The sequence below is a fragment of the Mycolicibacterium austroafricanum genome (assembly GCF_902705885.1).
GTDB classification, from domain to species: Bacteria; Actinomycetota; Actinomycetes; order Mycobacteriales; family Mycobacteriaceae; genus Mycobacterium; species Mycobacterium vanbaalenii_A.
In genome coordinates, this window is the sequence record NZ_CACSIP010000019.1 from 1 (window position 1) to 26,561 (window position 26,561).

General features: G+C 67.2%; 25 protein-coding genes and 1 rRNA gene. 2 read left to right on the forward strand and 24 right to left on the reverse strand.

Features of this window, described 5'->3' with window-relative positions; all coding sequences use genetic code 11:
• Positions 1-128: ribosomal RNA gene (locus tag BEMPMBAN_RS13845) — 16S ribosomal RNA — on the reverse strand; the annotation flags it as partial.
• A 340-nt stretch (positions 129-468) separates the two neighbouring features.
• Entirely contained in the window at positions 469-1,722 is a 1,254-nt protein-coding gene (gene murA, locus BEMPMBAN_RS13850) for a UDP-N-acetylglucosamine 1-carboxyvinyltransferase (protein ID WP_159230961.1), read from the reverse strand.
• 74 nt (positions 1,723-1,796) lie between these two features.
• Between murA and BEMPMBAN_RS13855 the strand changes: the two genes are divergently transcribed.
• The gene (locus BEMPMBAN_RS13855; RefSeq protein ID WP_159230962.1) at positions 1,797-2,372 is read left to right on the forward strand and encodes a cob(I)yrinic acid a,c-diamide adenosyltransferase; all 576 of its coding nucleotides are present in this window, start codon (positions 1,797-1,799) and stop codon (positions 2,370-2,372) included.
• Here BEMPMBAN_RS13855 and BEMPMBAN_RS13860 read toward each other — a convergent pair.
• The 16 genes from BEMPMBAN_RS13860 to fadD1 form a co-directional block, all read right to left on the reverse strand.
• Positions 2,366-2,812: a DUF2550 domain-containing protein gene (locus tag BEMPMBAN_RS13860; protein ID WP_234897448.1), complete on the reverse strand. Its 447-nt coding sequence runs from the start codon at positions 2,810-2,812 to the stop codon at positions 2,366-2,368. The genes BEMPMBAN_RS13855 and BEMPMBAN_RS13860 overlap by 7 nt on opposite strands.
• 11 nt (positions 2,813-2,823) lie before the next feature.
• Positions 2,824-3,189, reverse strand: a complete 366-nt coding sequence (locus tag BEMPMBAN_RS13865; RefSeq protein WP_159230963.1) for a F0F1 ATP synthase subunit epsilon — start codon at positions 3,187-3,189, stop codon at positions 2,824-2,826.
• A 30-nt stretch (positions 3,190-3,219) separates the two neighbouring features.
• On the reverse strand, positions 3,220-4,671 hold the full coding sequence (gene atpD / locus BEMPMBAN_RS13870; protein WP_159230964.1) for a F0F1 ATP synthase subunit beta: 1,452 nt from the start codon (positions 4,669-4,671) through the stop codon (positions 3,220-3,222).
• A gap of 24 nt (positions 4,672-4,695) precedes the next feature.
• The gene (locus BEMPMBAN_RS13875; RefSeq protein ID WP_159230965.1) at positions 4,696-5,625 is read right to left on the reverse strand and encodes a F0F1 ATP synthase subunit gamma; all 930 of its coding nucleotides are present in this window, start codon (positions 5,623-5,625) and stop codon (positions 4,696-4,698) included.
• Positions 5,626-5,670: 45 nt separating this feature from the next.
• Positions 5,671-7,317 (reverse strand): F0F1 ATP synthase subunit alpha, encoded by a 1,647-nt coding sequence (gene atpA, locus BEMPMBAN_RS13880; RefSeq protein ID WP_159230966.1) that lies wholly within the window; start codon positions 7,315-7,317, stop codon positions 5,671-5,673.
• 42 nt (positions 7,318-7,359) lie between these two features.
• Entirely contained in the window at positions 7,360-8,691 is a 1,332-nt protein-coding gene (locus tag BEMPMBAN_RS13885; RefSeq protein ID WP_159230967.1) for a F0F1 ATP synthase subunit B/delta, read from the reverse strand.
• 3 nt (positions 8,692-8,694) lie between these two features.
• Positions 8,695-9,198, reverse strand: coding sequence for a F0F1 ATP synthase subunit B (locus BEMPMBAN_RS13890; RefSeq protein WP_159230968.1), 504 nt, complete (start codon positions 9,196-9,198; stop codon positions 8,695-8,697).
• 20 nt (positions 9,199-9,218) lie between these two features.
• Positions 9,219-9,464 (reverse strand): F0F1 ATP synthase subunit C, encoded by a 246-nt coding sequence (locus BEMPMBAN_RS13895; protein WP_069407341.1) that lies wholly within the window; start codon positions 9,462-9,464, stop codon positions 9,219-9,221.
• 70 nt (positions 9,465-9,534) lie between these two features.
• A complete protein-coding gene (gene atpB / locus BEMPMBAN_RS13900) occupies positions 9,535-10,293 on the reverse strand; it encodes a F0F1 ATP synthase subunit A (protein ID WP_159230969.1) in 759 nt (252 codons plus the stop codon).
• Positions 10,294-10,295: 2 nt separating this feature from the next.
• The gene (locus tag BEMPMBAN_RS13905) at positions 10,296-10,757 is read right to left on the reverse strand and encodes an ATP synthase subunit I (protein ID WP_159230970.1); all 462 of its coding nucleotides are present in this window, start codon (positions 10,755-10,757) and stop codon (positions 10,296-10,298) included.
• Between the two features lie 267 nt (positions 10,758-11,024).
• Positions 11,025-12,236: a glycosyltransferase family 4 protein gene (locus tag BEMPMBAN_RS13910; RefSeq protein WP_159230971.1), complete on the reverse strand. Its 1,212-nt coding sequence runs from the start codon at positions 12,234-12,236 to the stop codon at positions 11,025-11,027.
• A gap of 30 nt (positions 12,237-12,266) precedes the next feature.
• Positions 12,267-12,929: an L-threonylcarbamoyladenylate synthase gene (locus BEMPMBAN_RS13915; protein ID WP_159230972.1), complete on the reverse strand. Its 663-nt coding sequence runs from the start codon at positions 12,927-12,929 to the stop codon at positions 12,267-12,269.
• Between the two features lie 13 nt (positions 12,930-12,942).
• Positions 12,943-13,785, reverse strand: a complete 843-nt coding sequence (gene prmC, locus BEMPMBAN_RS13920) for a peptide chain release factor N(5)-glutamine methyltransferase (protein ID WP_159230973.1) — start codon at positions 13,783-13,785, stop codon at positions 12,943-12,945.
• Positions 13,786-13,795: 10 nt separating this feature from the next.
• Positions 13,796-14,869, reverse strand: coding sequence for a peptide chain release factor 1 (prfA, locus tag BEMPMBAN_RS13925; protein ID WP_200845974.1), 1,074 nt, complete (start codon positions 14,867-14,869; stop codon positions 13,796-13,798).
• Positions 14,870-14,965: 96 nt separating this feature from the next.
• Positions 14,966-15,220: a 50S ribosomal protein L31 gene (gene rpmE, locus BEMPMBAN_RS13930; protein WP_159230974.1), complete on the reverse strand. Its 255-nt coding sequence runs from the start codon at positions 15,218-15,220 to the stop codon at positions 14,966-14,968.
• A 135-nt stretch (positions 15,221-15,355) separates the two neighbouring features.
• Positions 15,356-16,933, reverse strand: coding sequence for a fatty-acid--CoA ligase FadD1 (gene fadD1 / locus BEMPMBAN_RS13935; protein ID WP_159230975.1), 1,578 nt, complete (start codon positions 16,931-16,933; stop codon positions 15,356-15,358).
• A gap of 109 nt (positions 16,934-17,042) precedes the next feature.
• Here fadD1 and BEMPMBAN_RS13940 point away from each other — a divergent pair, with 109 nt between their 5' ends.
• Positions 17,043-17,663: a TetR/AcrR family transcriptional regulator gene (locus BEMPMBAN_RS13940; RefSeq protein WP_200845975.1), complete on the forward strand. Its 621-nt coding sequence runs from the start codon at positions 17,043-17,045 to the stop codon at positions 17,661-17,663.
• 49 nt (positions 17,664-17,712) lie between these two features.
• Here BEMPMBAN_RS13940 and rho read toward each other — a convergent pair whose 3' ends face one another.
• The 6 genes from rho to argS all read right to left on the reverse strand — a co-directional run bounded on the left by rho (position 17,713) and on the right by argS (position 26,468).
• A complete protein-coding gene (rho, locus tag BEMPMBAN_RS13945; protein ID WP_159230976.1) occupies positions 17,713-19,749 on the reverse strand; it encodes a transcription termination factor Rho in 2,037 nt (678 codons plus the stop codon).
• A 297-nt stretch (positions 19,750-20,046) separates the two neighbouring features.
• Entirely contained in the window at positions 20,047-20,991 is a 945-nt protein-coding gene (gene thrB / locus BEMPMBAN_RS13950; RefSeq protein WP_159230977.1) for a homoserine kinase, read from the reverse strand.
• A gap of 11 nt (positions 20,992-21,002) precedes the next feature.
• Positions 21,003-22,088: a threonine synthase gene (gene thrC / locus BEMPMBAN_RS13955; protein WP_159230978.1), complete on the reverse strand. Its 1,086-nt coding sequence runs from the start codon at positions 22,086-22,088 to the stop codon at positions 21,003-21,005.
• Positions 22,085-23,401, reverse strand: a complete 1,317-nt coding sequence (locus tag BEMPMBAN_RS13960; RefSeq protein ID WP_159230979.1) for a homoserine dehydrogenase — start codon at positions 23,399-23,401, stop codon at positions 22,085-22,087. Before BEMPMBAN_RS13960 ends, thrC begins: the two co-directional genes overlap by 4 nt.
• 2 nt (positions 23,402-23,403) lie before the next feature.
• Positions 23,404-24,822 (reverse strand): diaminopimelate decarboxylase, encoded by a 1,419-nt coding sequence (gene lysA / locus BEMPMBAN_RS13965; RefSeq protein ID WP_159230980.1) that lies wholly within the window; start codon positions 24,820-24,822, stop codon positions 23,404-23,406.
• Entirely contained in the window at positions 24,819-26,468 is a 1,650-nt protein-coding gene (argS, locus tag BEMPMBAN_RS13970; protein ID WP_159230981.1) for an arginine--tRNA ligase, read from the reverse strand. Before argS ends, lysA begins: the two co-directional genes overlap by 4 nt.
• Between the last annotated feature and the right edge of the window lie 93 nt (positions 26,469-26,561).

A 26,561-nucleotide genomic window follows, 5' to 3' on the forward strand; every position in this document is an offset into this window, starting at 1 on the left:
GGGCAGATCACCCACGTGTTACTCACCCGTTCGCCACTCGAGTACCCCGAAGGGCCTTTCCGTTCGACTTGCATGTGTTAAGCACGCCGCCAGCGTTCGTCCTGAGCCAGAATCAAACTCTCCAAACAAAAACTTCTCGCACCCAAAAGCACAAGCAGAATTCGAATCAGAACAAGCCTGACCTAACAAAAAGACACCAAAAACTGGCATCAAAAACAGTCACACCCCCAAACGGGAAAATGCAGGCATGACCAAAAAACAAACAAAAACCACCAAACACACTATTGAGTTCTCAAACAACACACCCGGTTTTCAGGCAACCCTGCCACTGTACTGCATGTGACCAGGGAGGTCAAACCTCGTCCGCCGCGCCTTTTGGGCTGGGGCCGTTGGCTTCTGCCGAAATACTACGCGCTGTGGCGCTCAGTCCCAAATGACCAGCACAGCGCCGGTTCTGGGCTGCGGAGACTACTCGACGCGCTCGATCTCCGCGCCCAGAGCGACCAGGTTTTCCACGAATTTCGGGTAACCGCGGTCGATGTGAAAGACGTCGTGCACCTCGGTGTCACCATCGGCGACCAGACCCGCGAGCACCAGACCGGCGCCGGCGCGGATGTCCGAGGACCACACTGGAGCACTCGACAGCTGAGGGATTCCCCGCAGCACGGCGTGGTGGCCGTCGGTCCGGGCGTCGGCGCCGAGCCGGATCATCTCCTCGACAAACCGGAATCGCGCCTCGAACACGTTCTCGGTGATCATCGAGGTTCCCTCGGCGATCGCCGCCAACCCGATGGCCATCGGCTGGAGATCGGTCGGGAAGCCGGGGAACGGCAGTGTCGCCACGTTCACCGCCTTGGGGCGTTCGTACTGGACCACCCGGAAGCCGTCGTCGCTCTGCGTCACCGTCGCGCCGGCATCGTGCAACTTGTGCAACACCAGCTGCAGATGAGCAGGATCGACCCCGGTGACCGAGATGTCTCCTTGTGTCATCGCCGCGGCGATGCCCCACGTCGCGGCGACGATCCGGTCGCCGATCACCCGGTGCTCCGTGGGGTGAAGCCGGTCGACACCGGTGATGATCAGCGTCGACGACCCCCCACCGGCGACCTGGGCACCCATCTGGTTGAGCATCGTGCACAGGTCGACGACGTCGGGCTCGCGGGCGGCGTTGTGGATGGTCGTCACGCCCTCGGCGAGCACGGCGGCCATCAGGATGTTCTCCGTTGCCCCGACGGACGGGAACTCGAGTTGGATCTCGGCGCCGCGCAGGTGGTCGGCTTCGGCGACGACGCAGCCGTGTTCGATGTTGCACCGAGCACCCAGCTGGCGCAGCCCCGACTGATGCATGTCGAGCGGACGCGAGCCGATGGCGTCACCGCCCGGTAGGGCCACTTTCGCCCGCTTGCACCGCCCCACCAACGGACCGAGGACACACACCGACGCGCGGAACTGCCGGACCGCGGCGAAGTCCGCGTCGTACTTCAACTCGTCGGGTGAGGTGATCTGCACGACGCTGCCGTCGAGCTCCACGGTGGCGCCGAGGCCCCGGAGCACCTCGGCCATCAGCGGCACATCAAGGATGTCGGGGCAGTTGGTGATGGTGCTGGTGCCCTCCGCGAGCAGCGAGGCTGCCATCAGCTTCAACACGCTGTTCTTGGCGCCCCCGACGGCAACTTCGCCCGATAACCGACTGCCGCCGGTCACCACGAAACGCTCGCTCACGCGGCCAGTGTAAACAGCGTCGACGAGCGTGTCAGTTTCCTGGCATCCGCCGCCTGCACCGGTACGGTTTCAGCATGGCTGTTCACCTCACCCGCATCTACACACGGACCGGCGACGATGGGACCACCGGGCTGAGCGATTTCAGCAGGGTCTCGAAGAACGACGCACGGTTGGCGGCGTACGCCGACTGTGACGAGACCAACGCCGCGCTCGGTGTCGCCGTGTCTCTCGGGCATCCCGAGGGGCGACTTCTCGACGTGCTGCGGCAAATTCAGAACGACCTCTTCGACGCGGGCGCCGACCTGTCGACCCCGGTGGTCGAGAACCCTGAGTATCCGCCGCTGCGCATCAAGCAGAGCTACATCGATCGCCTGGAATCGTGGTGCGACGAGTTCAACGAACCGTTGCCTGCGCTCAATTCGTTTGTGCTGCCCGGCGGCACGGCGCTGTCCGCGCTCCTGCACGTGGCGCGCACTGTGGCGCGGCGCGCCGAGCGGTCCGCGTGGCATGCAGTCGACACCGAAGGGGATTCGGTGAGCGTGTTGCCCGCGAAGTACCTCAATCGGCTCTCGGACCTGCTTTTCATTCTGTCCCGCGTGGCGAACCCGCAGGGTGACGTGCTCTGGCGGCCGGGCCAGGAGTCTCAGTAGCTTCGGCGGCGCGCCCGCGGCGAGGGCCGCGATTCCAGCCACGAGGTGAACGCCGTCAGCGCTCCGCGATCGAGGGCGATCTCATAGCCGCGGCCGGGTTCGGGTCCGACATCCCGCAATTCCAGGATCACGATCTCCTCGGTCATGATGTCGAACTCGTCACCGCGGGGCGCGCGTCTCGAGACGACCTCCAGGCCCCGCCTGCTCAGCGTCCGATCCGGCCACCACCGCATGCTCGACAGTCGGTAGAAGCCGGCCTCTCCTCCGCGGTATCGCATCACCCCGTGCCGCCAGCCGTGACCGCCGACGGCGGGGACGTCCCGCAGGATCGCTGCCGTGCCCCCGACCTGCCTCAGCTTCCACAACCGGTAGGAGAGCGCGACGACGACGATCAGCAGCACGCCGACCAGCGCGACCATGAACAGCATGGACGCGCTCACCGGCTCGCCTACTAGTCGATCTGACCGAGGGCGCGAAGCCGCGCCCTGCCCCATGCCGCGGTGTGTTCATCGTCGGACTCGGAGTCCTGTTTCGCCTCATCGGCGTTGATCTCCGACTCGAACTCGGCCCGCTCCACCAGGATCCGCACTGCCTCCTCGGTGACGGAAAGGAACCCGCCGTCGACCGCGATGCGCAGGTCGTCGTCGCCTTCGCGCTCGACACGCACCATCGCGTCGTCGACGAGCTCAGCCACCAACGGGATGTGCCGCGGCAGGATCCCGATCTCGCCGGCGGTGGTGCGGGTGAACACGAACGTGGCCTCACCCGACCAGAGTTCGCGCTCCACGGCGACGATCTCGACTTTGATTTCGGCCATGTCACACCACCTTTCGCAGCTGGATAACCGTCACAGCTTGGCGCCGAGGCTTTCGGCCTTCTTCGCCAGGTCGTCGAGCCCACCGATCAGGAAGAACGCCTGTTCGGGCAGGTGGTCGAAATCGCCCTTGCTCAGCTTGTCGAACGCCTCGATGGTCTCCTTGAGCGGCACCGTCGAGCCCGGCTGACCGGTGAACTGTTCGGCCGCCATCATGTTCTGGCTCAGGAAGCGCTCGATCCGTCGCGCCCGGTTGACCAACTGCTTGTCCTCTTCGGAAAGCTCGTCGACACCGAGAATGGCGATGATGTCCTGCAGGTCCTTGTAGCGCTGCAGGATCCGGATGACTTCCTGCGCCACCCGGTAGTGCTCGTCACCGACGACCGACGGATCCAGGATCGTCGAGGACGAAGCCAGCGGGTCCACGGCCGGGAAGATGCCCTTCGAGAACACGTTTCGGCTGAGCTCCGTGGTCGCGTCGAGGTGCGCGAACGTCGTGGCCGGCGCCGGGTCGGTGTAGTCGTCGGCGGGCACGTACACGGCCTGCATCGAGGTGATGGAGCGGCCGCGGGTCGAGGTGATGCGCTCCTGCAGCTCGCCCATCTCGTCGGCCAGGGTGGGCTGGTAACCCACCGCGGACGGCATACGGCCGAGCAGCGTCGACACCTCGGAGCCGGCCTGGGTGAACCGGAAGATGTTGTCGATGAACAGAAGCACGTCCTGCTGCTTCTCGTCGCGGAAGTACTCGGCCATCGTCAGCGCCGAGAGCGCCACGCGCATACGGGTGCCGGGCGGCTCGTCCATCTGGCCGAACACCAGCGCGGTGTCCTTGAGCACGTCGGCATCGGCGAGCTCGACCCACAGGTCGTTGCCCTCACGGGTGCGCTCCCCCACGCCGGCGAACACCGAGGTGCCGCCGAAGTTGCGGGCGATGCGGTTGATCATCTCCTGGATCAACACGGTCTTGCCCACGCCGGCGCCGCCGAACAGGGCGATCTTGCCGCCACGCACGTACGGGGTGAGCAGGTCGACGACCTTGAGGCCGGTCTCGAGCATCTCGGTGCGGGGCTCGAGCTCGGCGAACGGCGGCGGCTTGCGGTGGATCGACCAGTGCTCGAAGTCCTCACCGTAGCCCGGGTCGTCCAGGCAGTCGCCCAGCGCGTTGAACACGTGACCCTTGACGCCGTCACCGACCGGCACCGAAATGGACTTGCCGGAGTCGGTCACCTCGACGCCGCGCACCAGACCGTCGGTGGGCTGCATGGAGATGGTGCGGACCAGGTTGTCGCCGAGGTGCTGGGCGACTTCGAGGGTCAGCGTCTTGGCCAGGTCCCCGTAGGTGATCTCGGTGTTGAGCGCGTTGAACAGCTCAGGCACCGCGCCCCGCGGGAACTCGACGTCCACGACCGGCCCGGTGATACGAACGACGCGACCGGCGGAACCGCTCTTGCTGTCGCTCTTGGTCTCTTCTGCGGTAGCAGTCATTTCCTCTTCGCTTCCTACGGGGGCTTACTTAGCATCGGCCAGCGCGTTGGCGCCGCCGACGATTTCGCTGATTTCCTGGGTGATCTGGGCCTGGCGTTCGCGGTTGGCCATCAGCGTCAGATCCTTGATGAGATCGTCGGCGTTGTCGGAGGCCGACTTCATGGCACGTCGCCGTGACGCCGACTCCGACGCCGCCGCTTCGAGCAGCGCGGCGTAGACGCGGGTCGCGACGTACCGCGGCAGCAGCGCATCGAACAGCGTCTCCGGGTCCGGCTCGAACGAGAACAACGTCTGGGGCCCGTCGTCTTCGGGTTCGTCCTCGACGTACTCGACCACCATCGGGGCGATCCGGCGGGCCGCCGCGGTCTGCGACAGCATCGACCTGAACTCGGTGAACACGATGTGCAGCTCGTCGACGCCCAGAACGCCGTCGTCGCCGGGGTCGTCACCTTCGTCATCGACCCCCGACATGAACGAGTTCACCAGGGTGCCGGCGATCTCCCGTGCGTTCTCGTAGGTCGGACGCTCGGAGAACCCGGTCCACGACTCGGTCACCTCGCGCTGACGGAAGTTGTAGTAGCCCAGGGCCTTGCGGCCGACGACGTACAACTCCGGCGTCTTGCCCTCGTCGCGCAGCAACGAGAACAGTTCCTCCGCCTGTCGAAGCACGTTGGCGTTGTAGGCGCCGCACAGTCCGCGGTCCGAGGACACCACCAGCACACCCGCCCGCTTGGGGTTCTCCCGCTGGACGAGCAGCGGGTGATCCAGTGCGCTGGCACTGGCGAGTTCGGTGAGCATGCTGGTGATCTCGTTGGCGAATGGCCGAGCCGCCTGGACTCGGGCCTGCGCCTTGGCGATTCGCGATGTCGCGATGAGTTCCTGGGCCTTGGTGATCTTCTTGATCGACCCGGCGGAACGGATGCGTCCGCGAAGTTCGCGCAGTGTTGCAGCCATCTAGCTCTCCAGACCCTTTCCAGATCCTATGATTTCGGGTCCGCTCTACTTCTTGGGCGCCGGCTTACGGACCTTCACGGATTCTTTCTCGACGTCTTCTTCGTCCATGGCTTCGGCCTCGGCCTCGTTGACGACCACCGAGCTGCCGTCGCTGGCCGAGAAGCCCTTCTTGAACTCGTTGATGACGCCGGTCAGCTTCTTCTCGGTCTCCTCGGAGAGCTTCTTGCTCTCCCGGATCTCCTTGAGGATCTCCTCGTGTGAAGCCCGGACATGCTCGAGGACCTCGGATTCGAAGCGCGCGACGTCTTCCACCGGAACCGAATCGAGGTGGCCCTTGGTACCGAGGAAGATGGCGACGACCTGGTCTTCCACCGAGTACGGGGTGTACTGCGGCTGCTTGAGCAGCTCGACCAGGCGAGCGCCACGCTCCAGCTGCGCCTTCGACGCCGCATCCAGATCCGAGGCGAACGCGGCGAACGCCTCGAGCTCGCGGTACTGGGACAGCTCCAGGCGGAGACTTCCCGCGACTTCCTTCATGGCCTTGATCTGGGCGGCGCCACCGACGCGGGACACCGACACACCGACGTTGATCGCCGGTCGCACACCCTGGTTGAACAGATCGGACTCCAGGAAGCACTGGCCGTCGGTGATCGAGATGACGTTGGTCGGGATGAACGCCGAGATGTCGCTGGCCTTGGTCTCGATGATCGGCAGCCCGGTCATCGATCCGCCGCCGAGTTCGTCGGACAGCTTCGCGCAACGCTCCAGGAGCCGGGAATGCAGGTAGAACACGTCGCCGGGGAAGGCCTCACGACCCGGGGGCCGGCGCAGCAGCAGCGAGATCGCGCGGTAGGCGTCGGCCTGCTTGGAAAGGTCGTCGAACACGATCAGGACGTGCTTGCCGTCGTACATCCAGTGCTGGCCGATGGCCGAACCGGTGTAGGGCGCCAGCCATTTGAAGCCGGCCGCATCGGACGCGGGTGCGGCGACGATGGTGGTGTACTCCATCGCGCCGCCCTCCTCGAGGGCGCGCTTCACCGAGGCGATCGTGGTGCCCTTCTGGCCGATCGCGACGTACACGCAGCGCACCTGCTGCTTGGGGTCGCCGGTCTCCCAGGCTTGGCGCTGGTTGAGGATCGTGTCCACGCAGACCGCCGTCTTGCCGGTCTTGCGGTCGCCGATGATGAGCTGGCGCTGGCCGCGGCCGATCGGGGTCTGCGAGTCGATGGCCTTGATACCGGTCTGCAGTGGCTCCGACACGCCCTGACGCTGAATCACCGACGGCGCCTGGAGTTCCAGCGCACGGCGGGTATTCGATTCGATGTCGCCCTGACCGTCGATCGGCTGACCCAGCGGGTTGATGACACGGCCGAGGAACGCGTCCCCGACCGGCACCGAGAGCACCTCGCCGGTGCGCTTGACCTGCTGGCCCTGCTCGATCTTCTCGAAGTCACCGAGGATCACCACGCCGACGCTGTGCTCGTCGAGGTTCAGCGCCACCCCGAGCACACCACCGGGGAACTCGAGGAGCTCCTGGGTCATGACCGAGGGCAGGCCTTCGACGTGCGCGATGCCGTCACCGGCGTCGATGACCGTGCCGATCTCCTCACGCTCGGTTTCGGCGGAGAAGTTGGCGACGTAGTCCTCGATCGCCCCTTGAATGTCAGAAGCCGAGATTGTCAACTCTGCCATGGCTTTTGGTTCCTGCCTTCGTGTCTGTCGTGTCGAATTCTGTTAGTCGGGCAACTGGGTCTCGGCCGCTGCCAGCCGTGACGACAGGGAGCCGTCGATGACCTCTTCGCCGACGGCGATCTTCAAGCCGCCCAGCACGTCGGGGTTGAGGTGGAGCTGCAGCGACACCGGGTGCCCGTAGATGCGCGTCAGCACTTCCGTGAGACGGGTACGTTGCCCGTCGCTGAGATCGGCGGCTGCGGTGACGTGCGCGACGACCTCGCCGCGACGGGCGACCGCGAGTTCGGCGAGGTCGCGCACCACCTCATCGGCCCGCTCGCCGTTCAGCAGTTCGATCGTCTGGTTCAACAACGCCCGCGTGGTGGCGTTGGCGTTGGCGCCGAGCACATTGTCGAGCAGACCGATCCGCCCCTCGGCGGGTGCGGTGTGATCACTCAGCAACGAGTTCAGCTCCGACTCGGAGTCCAGGACACGGCCGAACCGGAACAGTTCGTCCTCGACCTCGGTGGTCTCGTCGTTGCGCTCGGCCCGCACCAGCAGGGCGAGCCTGGCGACGTGCCTGATCGCGAAGGCCAGGTCTGCCTCGCTCGACCACCGCTGTGACACCGCCGCTTTGACGATCTCGAGCGCGGTGTCGGAGATCTTGCCCGACAGGAGGGTTTCGGCCAGGCCGGCCTTCCCGTCTCCGACGTCCGCAGGCTCGGCGAAGTGCTTGGCCAGCACCACCTCTACTCGCAGTAGCTTCGCGAACGACGTCAGGTCCTCCGCGACCGTCGACAGACCGTCGGCGTCGACGTCGGAGGTGAGTTCGTCGAACCGCGCGACCACGGCGTCCAGGGAATCCCTGCTGGTGGCCCGGAGTTCGCTGCCCGCGGTGTCCGCGATCACGGCCTCCGACGGGGCCATGGCGTCCAACTCGTCGAGGAACCGATCGACGGTGGCCGACTGCCGGTCCGCGTCCGACACGTGCTGCCGGACGAGTTCGCCTGCGCGGTAGATGGATTCGGTGCCGAGATTCTGACGAAGCTCCCGGATCAGCTGCTGCCGGAGCAGTTGGACCTGCGCGGCACCCTGCACCTTGATCCGCTCGACCTCTGCGTCGGCTTGTGCCCGCAGCTGCTCGCCGATCTTCTCGGCATCAGCACGCGCCTCCTCGACCACCTTGGCAGCGTCAGCTTTTGCCGCCTCGACCGCCTTGGTGTGCTCGGAGTCCGCCTTCTCCACCTTCTCGGCGGCAACGGCGCTCTCCTCGAGCTGACGGCGCACCGTTTCCTGCTGCGCGGTCATCATCTTGCGTACCAGGGGCAAGATGTACCGCACCACCAGGAACACGATGAGCAAGAACCCGACGAACTGACCGATGAATGTCGACATTTGTTACCGTCCCTGACTGCTCGTCGGGGCGACGTCCACGCCGAGCACGCGGCTGGCCAGCTTCTCCGACAGAGCCTCGATCGACGACTGCAGTTCTGTGGTGGTCGCCCGACCCTGTTCCGACAACTGGTCGTTCGCTTGCTGCAGGGTCTCCCCGCTTTCGGCACTGGCCCGACCGCGCATGTCCTCGACGATCTTGCGGCCTTCACCGCGCGCCTCGTCCCGGATCGCCGACGCCTCACGGCGCGCCTCGGTCATCACCTCTTGTGAGTCGGCCTGTGCCGCGGCGGACAACTCGGACGACTTGCGGAAGTCCTCGTTGGTCTTGGCGACCATTGCCTCACGTTCGTGCAGCACCTTGCTGATCGGCGGTACCACGAACTTGGCGATGACACCAAGCACGATCAGGAAGATGAGCAGCACGAAGATGAACGTGCCGTTGGGGAGCAGGAAGTTGCCTCCCCCGCCCTCTTCCTGGGCGAGGATGGTCGTGCTCAGGTCACCCATGACTCGAGACTCCAAGCCGACTACGCAACCGGGGTCGCGAAGACGAACAGCGCCATGAACGCCAGGTTGATGAAGTACATCGCCTCGACCAGACCGACGGTGATGAAGAACGGGACGAAGAGCCGGCCCTGAGCTTCAGGCTGCCGCGCGACGCCGTTGACCAGCGCGCTACCGACGACACCGTCGCCGATTGCCGCGCCGATGGCGCCGCCCCCCAACAGAAGTCCACCGCCGATGAGCGCGCCGGCAGCGATTGTGGGATCCATTTCTTTCCTCCTTGCTAGCTGGTAGGAGTCCTACCAGGTGTCGTGGGTCGAGCATGTCGGGATGGTCAGTTCAGTGTGCGTCGTGCTCTTCCAACTCCATCGACTGACCGAAGTACAGGATCGTCAGAAGCGCGAAGATGAACGCCTGGATGGCGCCGATGAACAGTTCGAAGGACTTCCACAGCGCGTTGGGCGCCCACAGGATGTAGGCAGGGAACAGCGCGATGATCGTGACCATGATGCCGCCGGCGAAGACGTTGCCAAAAAGACGGAGTGACAACGAGACCGGCTTGGCGATCTCCTCGACGAGGTTGATCGGCGCGAGGAACGCGACGTGGCCCTTGAGCAGCTTGATCGGGTGCCCGATCGCGCCGCGGCGCCAGAACCCGGCGGCGTGGTAGCAGACGAACACGAAGAGACCGAGGGCCAGCACGAAGTTGATGTCCGAGGCGGCCGGCTTGAGGAACTCGTGGATGCCGGTCTCGTCGGAGTACTGCCACGGGAACACCGACAGCCAGTTGGCTGCGAGGATGAACACGAACAGCGCCAGCGCCAGCGGAAGCACAAACGGCGCGATGCGCATGCCGATGGCGCTTTCGATCTGGTTTCGAGTCTGGACGGTGATCGCCTCCCAGAACAGCTGGACACCACCGGGGACACCCGTGGACGTCACCTTGGCCCGGAGGAAGAACGCCAGCGCGAGCACGATCACCGCGGCGATCGTGGTCGAGAGCAGGGTGTCGGTGTTGACCGTCAAACCGAACCACTCGGCCTCGGTGTGCTGTCCGACGTGAATGCCGGACTCGGCGGCGAGAATCGTCCCGTTCATTGCTAGCTGATTTCCCCTTCGGCTCCGTGGCTTGCCGGGCCACTGGCGTTGGCGGCGCCGGCCCGCAGTTTCTTTGCCACCGGTAGTGCGGTCGTAAACACCAGCAGAAGCTGGAACAAAGCCATCCCGAACACCACGCCCAGTCCGTCAGGCCGGAACACGAATGCGATCGTCAGGCCGATGACCGTCATGATCATCAGGCGCGTCGCGGAATTGACCGCCATCTTGCTCTTGAGTGGATGCTCCTCGGCGGTGATCTTGGTGACCGATCGCCGGATGAGCAGCGCGTTGATCAGACCCAGCGCCAGCCCGATGCCGAAGAACACCCCGATCATCACGCGCCCCACAAGTCCGAGGCCCAGCGTTGCCAGAGCGGCGAGCACCACACAGATCACCAGCAGGCGCACGGGACGGAAAGCGACGGACGGGAACACCAACGGCGCATCTTGCGCTGGTGTCGTCACTGGTTCACCTCAATCCCGCGGTCGTCGAAACTGCTGAGCCTTCAAAGGAGCCGGTCCCGATGATCCGGTGCGTAGTGCCCGTAGCGTATCGGAGGGCGGCGGGCGCGCTGGAATCACCCAAGAGGTAGCTCCTGTGATCGGTCAAACTGTCGGTCAAAGTTCCGTTCCGATCGGTGTGAACCGATGGTCCGGGGCCGGCAACCCGCGAGGTAATTTCGGGCTCTCACCGAACCCTAACATATGGTGAGAGCCACAAAAGAGGGCCTACTACTTTCCGTCGTACAGCTGCTCGGCAGGATCGTCGCGGCCCCGCAGGAGTGGGATCAGCGTCGCCACGACGGCGATCAGGATCGCCCCCACCATCACCGCGGCGGTGTGCCGTGGGTCGAAGAAGATCGTGCTCGCCGCACCGAGCGCGACGATGCCCACCCACAGGTAGATCAGCAGCACCACGCGCCGGTGCGAGTGCCCGATCTCGAGCAGTCGGTGGTGCAGGTGCATCTTGTCGGGGCTGAAGGGACTCAGCCCAGCGCGGGTGCGCCGGATGATGGCCAGCAGCATGTCCAACGCGGGCACGAACATCACTGCCACCACGAGCAGGAACGGAGACAGCAGGGCGAACACGTCGCGGGCGCCGTACGCGGTCTGGCTGATCGGTCCTGCCGCAGTCGTCGACGCGGCGGCGAGCATCAGACCGATCAGCATCGAGCCCGAATCGCCCATGAAGATCCTGGCCTTGTGGAAGTTGTGCGGCAGGAAGCCCAGACAGGCTCCGGCGAGGACGACGGAGATCACCGCCGGCGGATAGAACAGCACGTCGCCGCCGTGGTCGCGCAACAACCCGATGGAGAAGATGCAGATCGCCGAGGCCGTGATGAGTCCCAGGCCCGCGGCCAGCCCGTCCAGGCCGTCGACGAAGTTCATCGCGTTGACGATGGCGACCGTCAGCGCCAGCGTCAGCAGGATCGAGGAGACCTGGTCCAGCACGATGGTGCCGACGCCGCCGATCGGGATGTAGAGGACACTCCACGCGACCCCCATCGTGACGAGCACGCTGGCCGCGGTGATCTGGCCCGCGAACTTGGTCAGCGCGTCCAGCCCCCATCGGTCGTCGATCAGGCCGACCACCATGATGAGCCCGCCCGCGACCACCACCGCGGGCATTCCCGACGAGTAGACGAAGCCGCGCGTCAACGCCGGCAGCTGGGAGGCCAGCAGCACGGCGGCCACCACACCCAGGTACATCGCCAGCCCGCCCATTCGCGGGGTGGGCTGCAGGTGGACGTCGCGCTCGCGCGGGTAGGCGACCGCTCCCCACCGGGTGGCCAGCATCCGGACCCAGCCGGTGGCCAGATAGGTGATGATCGCGGCGGTCAGGCCGACCAGCGCGAGTTCCCGCAGCGGGACACCTGCGCCCCGGTCGGACAGGGCCAGCAGTGTCGAAGACAGCGGCTCCGTGGCGGGCACTGCCGTGATCATCGCTGAACCGTATGGCACAAGACTCCAGAGTCAATCCGTCTGTGGGGTCAGGTCTGCGGCGTCGACACCCAGCACGTCGGCGATCGCCTCGGTCGTCACCGGCCCCTGCCGCAACACCCGGGGATGTGTCCCGGTGAGGTCGACGATCGTCGAGGCTGCCTGCTGCTCGGCGGGACCACTATCGAGGTAGACCTCGACGAGATCGCCGAGTTGTTCGCGCGCCTGCCCGGCGGTCAGTGCGGCCGGCTGCCCGGAGATGTTCGCGCTCGACACGGCCATCGGACCGACTTCGCGCAGCAGATCGATGGCGACCGGATGCAACGGCATCCGCAGCATGACGGTGCCGTTCGCGTCGCCGAGGTCCCATTGCAGCGACGGAGCCTGGCGGACCACCAGGCTCAGCGCGCCCGGCCAGAACGCCCGGATCAATTCTTGCGCGCTCTTGGGGACCGTGTAGACGAGTCCCTGGATGGTGTGCCAGGACCCGACCAGCACGGGCACCGGCATGTCGCGGCCACGCCCCTTGGCAGCCAGCAGCGCCGCGACCGCGGCACCGTCGAACGCGTCGGCCCCGATGCCGTACACCGTGTCGGTGGGCATCACCACGAGCCGCCCGCCCTTGACCGCGCTGATCGCCGATGCGATCCCGGCCTCGCGCTGTGCGGGATCGGTGCAATCGAAGATTTCGGTCACAACAATCAGCCTCTCACCCGCCGCGTACCGCGGTCACGAACCGGGGTCGACCGGTGAGGTCGTGTCGTGCGGTGACGTCGACGAATCGCGCTGCCCGGGTGAAGGCTTCGACGGTGGCCGCCGAGGTGGTGTCGTCGTGCTCGACGGCGCAGAGGCCACCCGGCCGCAGCAGTCGCGCCGCCGACGTGACCAGGTGGGTGACCACCGCCATGCCGTCCTGCCCGCCGAACAGCGCATGGGGTGGATCATGTTCGGCCACTTCGGGTTCCAGGCGTGCGCCGGTGGGAATGTAGGGCGGGTTGGCCACCAGCACGTCGACGGTGCCGTCGAGATCGGCCAGCAGATCCGTATCGGTGACGTCGGCACGCACCAGTTCGACGGATGTCTCGCGGATATTGCGCCGCGCATACGCCAGTGCCTCGTCGGAGTCGTCGACGGCGATCACCCGGGCCGCGGGCCGGTGGTGCCACAAAGCCAGCGCCAGCGCGCCCGAGCCAGTGCACAGGTCGACGATCGTCGGCTGGTGCGACAACGGTTGGGCGAGCACCCATGCCAGCAGCGACTCGGTCTCCGGTCGCGGGACGAAGACGCCGGGCCCCACCTGGACGGTGACCGCACCGAAGGCGGCGGTCCCGGTGAGGTGTTGCAGCGGCACCCGGTCGGCCCTCCTGGCGACGAGCCGTTCGTACTGCTCGACGAAATCGGGGCCGGGGTCGACCAGCGCGAGTCTGCCCCGGTCGGTTCCGGCCACGTGAGCGGCGAGCAGTTCGGCGTCCGCCCGTGGGGATCCGACGCCGGCCCGGGCCAGCGTCGCTGTCGCGGCATCGATCGCATGATGCAGCCGACGGGTCCTCATCGTCGGCTCGTCACGTGTTCTGCAACCTGGACTGCCTGTCGGCGGCTGCCAGCGCATCGAACAACGGATCCAGGTCACCGTCGAGCACCTGATCGAGGTTGTGCGCCTTGAAGTTGATGCGATGGTCGGCGATCCGGTTCTCCGGGAAGTTGTAGGTCCGGATCCGCTCGCTGCGGTCGACGGTGCGGATCTGGCTGGCGCGGTCGGCCGNCGCGTCGGCCGACGCCTGCTCCTCGGCCAACAGCTGGAGCCGCGCCGCGAGCACCTGCATCGCCCGCGCCCTGTTCTGCAGCTGCGAGCGTTCGTTCTGACAGGTCACGACGATTCCGGTGGGCAGATGGGTGATCCGCACCGCCGAGTCGGTGGTGTTGACCCCCTGACCGCCCTTGCCCGAAGACCGGTAGACGTCGATGCGCAGATCGGACTCATCGATCTGGACCTGCTCGACCTCTTCGGGCTCGGGGTAGACGAGCACGCCGGCCGCCGAGGTGTGAACCCGGCCCTGGGATTCGGTGACCGGCACCCGCTGCACCCGGTGCACGCCGCCCTCGAACTTGAGCCGCGACCACACCCCGTCGGCGCTGTCGCCCTTGCTGGTGATCGACAACGTCGCGTCCTTGTAACCCCCGAGGTCGGAGAACGTCTCGTCGAGCACCGTCACGGTCCAGCCGTGCCGCTCGGCGTAGCGGATGTACATCCGCGCCAGGTCCGCGGCGAACAGAGCCGACTCCTCGCCGCCCTCTCCGGATTTCACCTCCAACACGATGTCGTCGGCGTCATGGGGATCGCGGGGGGCGAGCAGATCGGCCAGCTGGGTTTCGAGCTGCTGCACGGTTGCGGTGAGCTCCTCGACCTCGGCGGCGAACGAGTCGTCGTCGGCGGCCAGTTCCCGGGCGGCCTCGAGGTCACCGCGGGCCGTCTCGAGTTTGCGGTAGGTCGAGACGACGGGCGCGAGCTGCGCGAAGCGCCGGCCCGCCTTGCGTGCGGCTCCCGGGTCGGCGTGCAGTTCGGGATCGGACAGCCGCCGCTCCAGGTCGGCGTGCTCGGCGAGCATCGCGTCGATCGCCGGTGCCGTATCGGTCACCTAGCCTCCTCTGCGCGCCGTCTGCTGCTGACTACCCCTTCTCACGAAGCGGCGCCCGACCTGCGCACAGCGCAGAGCGGGCGCCGATCTTCAGAGCTACTTGTCGGCGGAGGCTTTCGTGTCCCCCGTCGCTGCGCTCGCCCCGGCGCGCTTGCCGTAGCGCTTCTCGAAGCGCGCCACCCGGCCGCCGCTGTCGAGGATCTTCTGCTTGCCGGTGTAGAACGGGTGGCACTTCGAGCAGACCTCGACGGTGATCTGTCCGCTCTGCTTGGTGCTGCGGGTGGTGAAGCTGGCGCCGCAACCACACAGCACGCTGGTGTCGACATAGTCAGGGTGAATGCCCGATTTCATGGTTTCCTCTTCAGTCGTTGGTCCCGGGTCGCCCCTCCCGTTCTGGGAGGCGTGCGGCGTGAACCGGAACCGAGGTGTCGGCGATGAATTATGCCAGGTCAACCGCCAGTGTCCTAAACGCCCGCGCAGGAGGGCCTATTCCCCGCCGACAGTCCGGTAGGTGTCCCCGGCACGCTTCCACAGCACCCGCCCTGCGGGTTGCACGCCCATCGCGATCAATTCGCGTTTGACCACCTTGTTGGTGGCGGTGCTCGGCAGTTCGCCGGCGATCCAGACGTGGCGCGGCCACGCCTTCGGCGACAGGTCCGGTTGCGCGGCGAGGAACTCGCCGAACTCCCCCGGCGTCAGGGCCGCGCCGTCCTGCAGAACGATAGCGGCCATCACCTGGTCGCCGACGTGCTCGTCGGGCACCGGATACACCGCCACCTGGCTGATCGTGGGTTCACGGATCAGGATGCGTTCGATGGGCGCCGCCGTCATGTTCTCGCCGTCCACCCGCATCCAGTCCGCGGTGCGACCGGCGAGGTAGATCCAGCCGTCGGCGTCCCGGTAGGCCAGGTCACCGGACCAGAACATGCCGTGACGCATCCGCTCGTCAGTCGCCCCCGGATCGTTGTAATAGCCCGCGAACATCCCGGCGCCCTCGGTGTTGACCAGCTCGCCGATCGCTTCATCCGCGTTGGCCAGCGCGCCGTGCTCGTCGAACTGCGCGACGGCGCACTCGGTCAACGTCTCGGAGTCGTAGATCGCCACCCCCGGGAAACCCTTGCCGATGGACCCGGCGGGACAGCCGTCCTCACGCGTCACCGTGACCGCATTCTCGGTCGAACCGAAACCGTCCCACACCTCGCAGCCGAAGCGCCTGGCGAACTGCTCGATGTCGCGGTCGCTGGCCTCGTTCCCGAATGCCACCCGCAGCGGGTTGTCGAGGTCGTCGGCCCGTTCGGGACTCGCCAGGATGTAGGCCAGCGGCTTGCCGACGTAGTTCATGTACGTGACGCCGTAACGGCGGACGTCGCCGATGAACCCGGAGGCGCTGAACTGCGCCGGGGCCATCGCGGCACCCGCATTGAGCGCCACCGACCACCCCGCGAGCACCGCGTTGCTGTGGAACAACGGCATGGACAGGTAGCAGACGTCGTCGGGGGTCAGCTCGTAGCGGCCGGCCAGCGCCGCGCCGGCCAGCAACACCATCGCATGCATGACCCGGACAGCCTTGGGGTCGCCGCTGGTGCCGGAAGTGAAGATCAACATGTAGGTGTCGACGGCGGCGGCTTCGCGGTGCGGCCTCAGCTCCCCCGCCTGCCCCAGCAGGTCCTGCCACTCGGGGCTGCCGACCACCAGCACGCGGACGCCGGTCAGATCCAGGCCGTCGAGAAGCGGGAGGTGCCGGTCGTCGGTCACCAGGATCTGGCAGTCGGCCCGGTGGATGTCGCGGGCGAGCGCCTCACCACGTCGGGTGTTGTTGATCCCGCACAGCACGTATCCACCGAGCCCGGCGGCGGCCATCGCGGTCAGCATGTCGGGGGTGTTGTCGAGCAGGACGCCCACATGGAGCGGTCGGCCTGGGTCGGCGACGCCGATCAGCGCCGCGGCTTGCCGCGCTGCGCCGTCGAGGTGCTCGCGCCAGGTCCACGTCCGGCCGTCGTACTTGACTGCCACGCCGTCGTCGTCCGCGCGCTCCCGCAGTAGCTGTTGAACTGTCTCTGCCACCTGCCTGCCCTTCAAAGTCGGTGAACAGATTGCCCTACGTGTCTACTCGATCCGGGGCGGGCCTGGCGCATCGCCCCACCGATGCCCGCTCATTTGCGAAGATAGGGGCGTGAGTGTCGGCACAGCGGCGAAACCCGAAACCAGATCCGTTCGTGATCGCCTGATCGAGGCTGCCGAACAATGCCTGACCGCCAAGGGCATTCGGGCGACCACGGTGTCCGAAGTCGCCGAGGTGGCGGGGGTCAGCCGCGGCTGGCTGTATCGGCACTTCCCCGACAAGGCCGACCTGCTCGGCGCGGCGATCGTGCGACTCAACGACGCGTTCTGGACCGAGGCGAGTACCCGCTTGAACGCGGTCAGCGGCCTCGACCGGCAGATCGTCGCCGGAGTCGCGCTGGCGCACACCACCTCGGAGGCCCCCGGTGCCCTGGTGCTCAAACTCCGCCAGGAGGAGCCGGAGGCGTTCGCCGCATGCGTCGGAGTCGGGGTACTCGGGCTGATCCCCGAGATCGCGGCGTTCTGGGAGCCCTACCTGCGTGCTGCGGTCGACAACGGTGAGATCCACCCCGACACCGACTGCGCCGAGTCGGCCGAATGGATCGCCCGGATCACGATGAGCCTGGCGACCGTGCCGAGCGAGCATTTCGACCCGGAGAACCCGGATTCGGTGCTGCGCCATGCCCGCCGGTACATCGTGGCGGCGCTGCGCTGCGACCCGGCCGAGGGGTGACTTCGGCGCGCCGAGTCGCGCTGAGCGCGACCGGCCACGCCGAGATCACTCAGTCGCCGTCGTTGCCGCCGGGGGTGTTCTTCGACACCTGGACCAGGAACTCGTAGTTGTTCTTGGTCTTGCGCAGCTGACTCATCAACAGGTCGATGGCCTGATGCGGGTCCAGTCCGGACAGCACCCGACGCAGCTTGTGCACGACCGCGAACTCGTCGCTGGACAGCAGCAGCTCGTCCTTACGGGTGCCTGACGGGTTGACGTCGACGGCCGGGAACACCCGACGCTCCGAGATCTTGCGGTCCAGCTTGAGCTCGGCGTTGCCGGTGCCCTTGAACTCCTCGAAGATCACCGTGTCGCCGGTGGAACCGGTCTCGACCATGGCCGTGGCGATGATCGTCAGCGAGCCGCCCTCTTCGATGTTGCGCGCCGCGCCCAGGAACCTCTTGGGCGGATACAGCGCCGTCGAGTCGACGCCACCGGACAGGATCCGGCCCGACGCCGGCGACGCGTTGTTGTAGGCGCGACCGAGGCGGGTGATCGAATCCAGCAGCACCACGACGTCCTTGCCCTGCTCGACCAGACGCTTGGCCCGCTCGATGGCCAGCTCGGCGGCCTGCGTGTGGTCTGACGGCGGCCGGTCGAAAGTCGAGGCGATCACCTCGCCCTTGACCGAACGCTGCATGTCGGTGACCTCTTCAGGACGCTCGTCGACCAGCACGACCATCAGATGGCACTCGGGATTGTTCCTGGTGATCGCGTTGGCGATGTCCTGCATGATCGTCGTCTTACCGGCCTTCGGCGGTGACACGATCAGGGCACGCTGCCCCTTGCCGATCGGCATGATGAGGTCGATGACGCGGGTGGTCAGCTTGTCGGGCGTGGTCTCCAGGCGCAGCCGCGTGTTGGGGTACAGCGGGGTGAGTTTCTGGAACTCGGGCCGCTTTCTGGCCTCCTCCACCGGTTTGCCGTTCACGGTGTCCAGGCGCACCAGCGGATTGAACTTCTGCCGGGAGTTCTGTCCACTGTTGTCGCCGTCGCGGGGCACCCGCACCGCACCGGTGACCGCGTCACCGCGGCGCAGACCGTTCTTGCGCACCATGTTCATCGAGACATAAACGTCGTTCGGGCCCGCCAGATACCCGGAGGTGCGCACGAACGCGTAGTTGTCGAGAACGTCGAGGATGCCGGCGACGGGCTGGACGACGTCGTCCTCGCGCAGCTCGGTGTCGCGCTCGCCGCCACCGCCACCGCCACCGCCACCGCCACCGCCGCCGTCGCCACCGCGGTCCCGCCGCCGCCGGTCGCGGAATCGGCGGCCGCGCCTGCCCTGACGGCCTTCGCCATCGTCGTCGGCGTTGCCGCCGCGGTTCTGTCCGCCCTGCTGGTCGGAGTTGTCGCCGCGGTTGTCGCCGCGGTTGTCGGAGTCCCGGTTGTCCCGGTCGGTCTTGTTGCCGTCGGACTTCTCGGCCCTGTTGCCCTCGGACTTGGCGGCCTGATTCTGGCCGCCGTCGCGCTTGGGCTGGTCTTTGGGCTGGTCTTTGGGCTGATCCTGGGCCTGGGCCTGATCCTTGTTGCCGGGTCCGCCGGCGCCACGGGCCGCCGAACGGCGCTCGCGGCGCTGCTGCGGCTGGGCCTCGGGGTTGGTCTGTTCGGGCGCGGCACTGTCGCCGGAGTCACCGACAGGTGCACTCGCAGGGGCGCTCTCGGCCGGTGCGGGAGCGGCGGCCGAATCGCCGGCAGTGCTGCTCTCCGCCTTGCCTGTCTCTGCCTTGCCTGCGGAGCGGCCGTTGGCTTCGCCACGGCGCTCACGAATGGCGGCGATGAGCTCGCTCTTGCGCATGCCGGAGGCGCCGTCGACGCCGATCTCCTTGGCCAGGGCGCGCAGCTCGGGCAGCACCATGCTGGTCAGAGCGCCACGCCGGGTGCCCGAGCCGGCGCCGGCTGAGCTTTCGGGGGCCGCTGCCGTCGGAGCATCCTCCGCAGCCGGAGCCTTGCGCTCGGTCGAAGAAGTGCCGTCCGCAGTCACGGTTTTCGGCAGCTCACCGCTTTCAGCGCTGCCACCAGCCGTGATGAGGTCCGTATCAGTCACGGATTTCCTTTCTTCCCTCGCTGATCGAGTCACGCGGGGGTTCGGTGCGCTCAGCCAAACTGCTGAACGCGAAGGTCACACCATTGCCACTGCAACGGTGATCGCCGGGTTTCGCCGAAACGGCAAACCGTCAGTCCACTAATTTGAACACCTGAAAGAAGAGTGGTCGTCCTAGTGTCGGCGCAGCTTCAGACGCTGCGATTGCTGGACGAGAGCGAGAATAACCCGCATCCGGGCCGGAAGCAAGAAACGCCGTGATTCGCATGTTACAGGTGTTGCTCGCGCGCGGCGATCCAGCTAGGGCCGGGCGGCCACGCCGGATGTCCAGGTCACCCCGTCGCCCACGGACATCCTGGCCACCGCGAAGCCGTGCTCGCGGCCGTGGTCGAGAACTTCCGCCGGCAGGTCCGGGGTGGTGCTCAGCGCCAGCACTGAAGGTCCGGCGCCGGAAAGTACCGCTGCAATGCCACAACGGCGGAACACCGCCAGGTATTCCGCTGACGCAGGCATGGCCGCCGCCCGTTGCGGTTGGTGCAGGACGTCCTCGGTGGCCGCCATGAGCAGGTCGGGCCGTTGGGTGAGCGCGACGACCAGCAGGGCGGCCCGGCTGAGATTGAAGCGTGCGTCGGTGTGGCTGATCTGCTCGGGCAGCAGGACCCGGGTCTCTGCGGTCGACGAACGCTCCTGCGGCACTGCGGTGAACACGTGGATGTCGGGGTGCAAGGCGATCGGTGCGGCCGCGTACACCGGGCTTCCGGCGCCGGATTCCGTCCAGGACACCACCGCCCCGCCGAGCACCGCGGCGGCCGCGTTGTCGGGATGGCCCTCGAACTCAGCGGACATCTGGACCAGCTGCTCCGGCGTCAGCGCTGTCGAACCATCCTGCGCGGCAAGGCCACTGGCGGCCGCGAGACCTCCGACGACAGCCGCAGCCGATGACCCCAGCCCGCGGGAATGCGGAATGTCGTTGCGGCAGCGGACGATCAACCCGGGCGCCGCCGCACCGACTTCACGCAGGCCGCGCTCGATCGCGCGCACCACCAGGTGAGAAGCGTCCAGCGGGACCTGTCCGGCTCCTTCCCCGTCGACCTCGACGACAAGGCCGGATTCGGTTGTTTCGACCACGATCTCGTCGTAGAGACTCAGCGCGAGCCCCATGCTGTCGAAACCGGGCCCGAGGTTGGCGCTGGAGGCCGCGACCACAGCGGTGGCCGTCAGCCCGGGTGGCAGGTTGCGTGTCACTGGAATCCGTTCTAGACCAGGCCGAGCTTGGCGACCACGGCCACAGGGTCGACGGGTACCGGGATCACCGCAGGCATCCCCTTCAGGGCGGTGTCGGGGTCCTTGAGTCCGTTTCCGGTCACGGTGCACACCACCGTGGAACCCTTGGCGACCCAGCCGTCTTCGATCGACTTCAGCAGACCCGCGATGCTCGCCGCCGACGCGGGTTCGACGAAGACGCCCTCCGCCCGGGCCACCAGATGGTAGGCGGCGAGGATCTCCTCGTCGGTGGCGGCGAGGAAGCGACCCTTGGACTCCTGCTGCGCCTCCACTGCCGAGGTCCACGAAGCCGGCGAACCGATCCGGATGGCGGTGGCGATGGTCTCGGGGTCGCTGACCGGCTCACCGAGGACCAGCGGTGCCGCGCCGGCGGCCTGCGTGCCCAGCATTCGCGGCAATCGGCCGGCCAGACCGTCGTGGTGGTATTCGGTGTAACCCTTCCAGTAGGCCGTGATGTTGCCGGCGTTGCCGACGGGCAACGCGTGCACGTCGGGCGCCTCGCCGAGTGCGTCGACGATCTCGAACGCCGCGGTCTTCTGTCCCTCGATACGAAACGGGTTGACCGAGTTGACAAGTGACACGCTCGGGAAATCAGAGGTGAGCTTGCGGGCGAGTTCGAGGCAGTCGTCGAAGTTGCCGTCGATCTGAATGATCTTCGCGCCGTGCATCACAGCCTGGGCCAGCTTGCCCATCGCGATCTTTCCCTGCGGCACCAGCACTGCACAGGTGATGCCGGCGCGCGCGGCATACGCCGCCGCCGACGCGGAGGTGTTGCCCGTGGAGGCGCACAGCACCGCCTGCTGCCCGCGGGCCACCGCCTCGGTCACCGCCATCGTCATTCCGCGGTCCTTGAACGACCCGGTCGGGTTGAGTCCTTCGACCTTCAGATGCACTGTGCACCCGGTGTACTCGGACAACCGCGGCGCCGGCAGCAGCGGAGTGCCTCCCTCGCGCAGCGTGATCGGCGTCCAGCTGTCGTCGACAGGCAGCCGGTCACGGTACGCCTCGATCAGGCCGGGCCAGGGCTGATGCACGGCTCTCGGCGCGGTGGTACTCACTCTGTGGTCCCTTCCATGCGCAGCACGCTGTTGATACTCTGCACGACCTCCAGGTCGGCCAGCGCTGCAACCGTTTCCGAGAGGGCCGCGTCTGTCGCCTGGTGGGTGACGACGACGATGCGCGCACCGCAGCGCTGACCTCCGTCGTCGACCATGCCCTCCTGGCGCACCTCGGCGATGCTGACCTCGCGCTTGCTGAACTCCGCTGCCACAGCGGACAGAACGCCCGGCCGGTCCGCGACGTTCATGTTGACGTAGTAGCGGGTGGGGATGAACCCGATCGGCGCCACCGGCAGCTTGGCGTACTTGGATTCACGGGGTCCGCGACCACCCTGAACCCGGTTTCTGGCCGCCATCACCAGATCACCCAATACCGCCGACGCCGTCGGCGCACCTCCGGCGCCCTGGCCGTAGAACATCAGCCGCCCCGCGGCTTCGGCTTCGACGACCACCGCGTTGAACGCGCCGTTGACCGAGGCCAGCGGGTGATCCAGCGGCACCAGCGCCGGGTAGACGCGCGCCGAAACGCGCTGCTGCCCCTCATCGGTGATGAGCCGTTCGCAGATCGCCAGCAGCTTGATCGTGCAGCCCAGCGCGCGGGCCGACTCGAAGTCGGCCGCGGTGACGGTGCTGATGCCTTCGCGATAGACGTCGTCGGTGGTGACCCGGGTGTGGAAAGCGATCGACGCCAGGATGGCCGCCTTGGCTGCCGCGTCATAGCCCTCCACGTCCGCGGTCGGGTCCGCCTCCGCGTATCCGAGCGAGCAGGCGTCGGCGAGTGCCGAGGCGTAATCGGCGCCGGTGCTGTCCATCTCGGACAGGATGTAGTTGGTGGTGCCGTTCACGATCCCGGCCACCCGCAGGACGGTGTCTCCGGCCAGCGACTGGGTCAGCGGGCGGACCACGGGGATGGCACCGGCGACGGCCGCCTCGAAATACAGGTCGACGCGGGCGTTCTCAGCGGCCTGGGCGAGTTCGCCGGTGGACACCGCCATCAACGCCTTGTTGGCGGTCACCACCGATTTGCCCTGCTCGAGCGCGGTCAGGATCGCCTTGCGCGCCGGTTCCACCGGCCCCATGAGTTCGACGACGATGTCGACGTCCTCGCGGGACACCAGTTCCTCGATGTTGTCGGTGAGCAACTCGACCGGAACGCCACGGTCGGCGTCCACCCGTCGCACCCCGATACCGCGGATCTCCAGCGGCGCGCCGATACGAGCGGTCAGATCCGCGGCGCTCTCGTTGATGATGCGCACCACCTGGCTGCCGACATTGCCCAGACCCAGCACGGCTACGCCGATTGCGTTACTCACGCTCACCTCACTTCCAGACTCAAGAGATCCTCGACCGTCTCCCGGCGCAGGATCAGACGTGCCCGCCCGTCGCGCACGGCCACCACGGCCGGTCGGCCGATCAGGTTGTAGCGGCTCGACATCGAATAGCAGTATGCGCCGGTCGCTGCCACGCCCAGTAGGTCACCCGGGGCCACGTCGTCGGGCATCCATGCGTCGCGCACGACGATATCGCCGCTCTCGCAGTGCTTCCCGACGACCCGAGACAGTGTCGGTGCCGCCTCGCTGACCCGCGAGAGCAGCCGCACGTCGTACTCGGCGCCGTACAGCGACGTCCGGATGTTGTCGCTCATCCCGCCGTCCACACTCACGTATCGGCGGTGCCTGTCGGAGGCCACCGCGACGTCCTTGACGGTGCCGACCTCGTAGAGGGTGATGGTGCCCGGTCCGGCGATCGCGCGCCCCGGTTCGACCACCAGGGTGGGCGCGGGCAGACCCACGGCGGCGGATTCGCTGCGCACGATCGCCTGCAGCTTGTCGGCAAGTTCCTTCATCGGCGGCGGGTGGTCCTGCGGGAGGTAGGAGATGCCCAGCCCGCCGCCGAGGTCGACGATCGCGATCTGCGCGGTCTTGTCGACACCGAACTCGGCGACCACATCCCGCAGCAGCCCGATCACCCGGTGGGCGGCCAACTCGAAACCCGCCACGTCGAAGATCTGCGAACCGATGTGGCTGTGCAGGCCGACCAGTCGCAGGTTGTCGGCTTGGAAAACCGCGCGCACCGCGGCCATGGCGGCACCGCTGGCCAGCGACAACCCGAACTTCTGGTCCTCGTGGGCGGTGGAGATGAACTCGTGGGTGTGCGCCTCGACCCCGACCGTGACCCGGACTAGCACGTCCTGCACGATCCCGGCCTCGCCCGCGATCCGGTCGAGCCGGTCGATCTCGATCATCGAGTCCAGCACGACGTGCCCGACACCGCCGGCGACCGCCGCGGTCAGCTCGGCGACCGATTTGTTGTTGCCGTGCAACGCGATCCGCTCGGCCGGGAACCCCGCGTGCAGCGCCACCGCGAGTTCTCCCCCGCTCGCGACGTCGAGCGACAGGCCTTCCTCGTCGACCCAGCGGGCCACCTCGGTGCACAGGAACGCCTTGGCCGCGTACCGGACCGACTCGCCACCGCCGAACGCGGCCGAGATGTCGCGACAGCGCGCCCGGAAGTCGGCCTCGTCGATGACGAAGACTGGCGTGCCGAACTCCGCGGCGATCTCGGTGACCGGGACCCCGGCGATCGACACGGCTCCGTCGCCATCACGGACTGCGTTGTGCGGCCACACATTCGGCGCCAGCACCGCCACGTCGGCGGCGTCGCGCGGACGGTCGGGCGCCCCGCCGTGGTGCATCTCTTCGGCGTGCCGGGGGCCGGCCGGATGCGCGCTCACATCCGCTCCGGGGCGCTGACACCGAGGATGTTCAGTCCGTTGGCGATGACCTGGCGGGTGGCCTGACACAGCGCCAGCCGCGCGGCGTGCAGTGGGCCGGGCTCCTCGTCACCCTGCGGGAGCACCCGGCAGGAATCGTAGAAGCGGTGGTAGTCACCGGCCAGGTCTTCCAGATAGCGCGACACCCGGTGGGGCTCGCGCAGGTCAGCGGCGGTTTTCAAGACGCGGGGAAACTCGCCGATGTTGCGGATCAGCGTGCCTTCCTTGTCGTGGGTCAGCAGGTCGAGATGGTCGGTGCCGGGTGTGATGCCCAGTTCGGCGGCGTTGCGGGCCAGCGCCGACAGCCGCGCGTGGGCGTACTGCACGTAGTAGACCGGGTTCTCGGCCGATGCCGAGGACCACAGGGCCAGGTCGATGTCGATCGGGGTGTCGACCGAGCTGCGGATCAGCGCGTAGCGGGCGGCGTCCACCCCGATGGCGTCGACGAGGTCGTCGAGCGTGATGACGGTGCCGGCCCGCTTGCTCATCCGCACCGGTTGCCCGTCACGCACCAGGTTGACCATCTGGCCGATCAGCACCTCGACGGTGTCGGGGTCGTCACCGAGCGCGGCGGCGGCGGCCTTCAGGCGTGCGATGTAGCCGTGGTGGTCGGCGCCGAGCATGTAGATGCACAGGTCGAAGCCGCGCTGCCGCTTGTCCAGGAAGTACGCCAGGTCACCCGCGATGTAGGCGGGCTGACCGTCGCTCTTGATCACGACACGGTCTTTGTCGTCACCGAAGTCGGTGGTGCGCAACCAGACCGCGCCGTCGGACTCGTAGATGCTTCCGGTCTCGCGCAGCTTGGCGATGGCCTGATCGACACGACCGGAGGTGTGCATCGAGTCTTCGTGGGTGTAGACGTCGAAGTCGGTGCCGAACTGGTGCAGCGATTCCTTGATGTGGTCGAACATCAGGTTCACGCCGATCGCGCGGAACGTCTCGCGCATCTCGCTGTCCGGCAGGCCCAGCGCGTCGGGTTCCTTGTCGAGCACTGCCGAGGCGATGTCGGCGATGTAGGAACCCGCGTAGCCGTCCCCGGGGGCGGGCTCACCCTTGGCGGCGGCGATCAGCGAGTTGGTGAACCGGTCGATCTGCGCGCCGTGGTCATTGAAGTAGTACTCCCGTACCACCTCGGCACCCTGGGTGCTCAGCAGCCGGCCCAGCGCGTCGCCGACGGCGGCCCACCTGGTCCCGCCGATGTGGATGGGTCCGGTGGGGTTGGCCGAGACGAACTCCAGGTTGACCTTGAGGCCCAGGTCCGCCGAGGTGCCGTAGCCGGCGCCCGCGGCGATGACGTTTCCGACGATGACGTTCTGGGCCGATGCCTCGATCCGGAGGTTGACGAACCCGGGTCCGGCGACGTCGGCGGCCGCGATGCCGTCCTGCTCGGCCAGCGCCGCGGCCAGCCAACCGGCCAGCTCACGCGGGTTGGCGCCGACCTTCTTGCCGAGTTGCAGGGCAAGGTTGGTGGCGTAGTCGCCGTGCTCGGGGTTGCGGGGACGCTCGACGGTGACGGTCGCAGGCAGCGCGGCGGGGTCGAGGGCGTGCTCGGAGAGCACCGCGGCGGCGGTGGTCCTGAGCAGCTCAGCCAGATCGGCGGGGGTCACGGGGGTCCATCCTATGGTCTGGGGTCTTCGCGCCCCGAATCCATTTCCCCTCGTGGGTATGCGCTAGGCTAGCCACGCCCATTGGCGCAGTCA

What these genes read in the sequence shown, in the direction of transcription:
- BEMPMBAN_RS13855 (WP_159230962.1), top strand. Translation starts at nt 1,797, where the DNA reads ATGGCTGTTCACCTCACCCGCATCTACACACGGACCGGCGACGATGGG.
- BEMPMBAN_RS13865 (WP_159230963.1), bottom strand. Translation starts at nt 3,189, where the DNA reads ATGGCCGAAATCAAAGTCGAGATCGTCGCCGTGGAGCGCGAACTCTGG.
- atpD (WP_159230964.1), bottom strand. Translation starts at nt 4,671, where the DNA reads ATGACTGCTACCGCAGAAGAGACCAAGAGCGACAGCAAGAGCGGTTCC.
- BEMPMBAN_RS13875 (WP_159230965.1), bottom strand. Translation starts at nt 5,625, where the DNA reads ATGGCTGCAACACTGCGCGAACTTCGCGGACGCATCCGTTCCGCCGGG.
- atpA (WP_159230966.1), bottom strand. Translation starts at nt 7,317, where the DNA reads ATGGCAGAGTTGACAATCTCGGCTTCTGACATTCAAGGGGCGATCGAG.
- BEMPMBAN_RS13885 (WP_159230967.1), bottom strand. Translation starts at nt 8,691, where the DNA reads ATGTCGACATTCATCGGTCAGTTCGTCGGGTTCTTGCTCATCGTGTTC.
- BEMPMBAN_RS13890 (WP_159230968.1), bottom strand. Translation starts at nt 9,198, where the DNA reads ATGGGTGACCTGAGCACGACCATCCTCGCCCAGGAAGAGGGCGGGGGA.
- BEMPMBAN_RS13895 (WP_069407341.1), bottom strand. Translation starts at nt 9,464, where the DNA reads ATGGATCCCACAATCGCTGCCGGCGCGCTCATCGGCGGTGGACTTCTG.
- atpB (WP_159230969.1), bottom strand. Translation starts at nt 10,293, where the DNA reads ATGAACGGGACGATTCTCGCCGCCGAGTCCGGCATTCACGTCGGACAG.
- BEMPMBAN_RS13910 (WP_159230971.1), bottom strand. Translation starts at nt 12,236, where the DNA reads ATGATCACGGCAGTGCCCGCCACGGAGCCGCTGTCTTCGACACTGCTG.
- prmC (WP_159230973.1), bottom strand. Translation starts at nt 13,785, where the DNA reads ATGAGGACCCGTCGGCTGCATCATGCGATCGATGCCGCGACAGCGACG.
- rpmE (WP_159230974.1), bottom strand. Translation starts at nt 15,220, where the DNA reads ATGAAATCGGGCATTCACCCTGACTATGTCGACACCAGCGTGCTGTGT.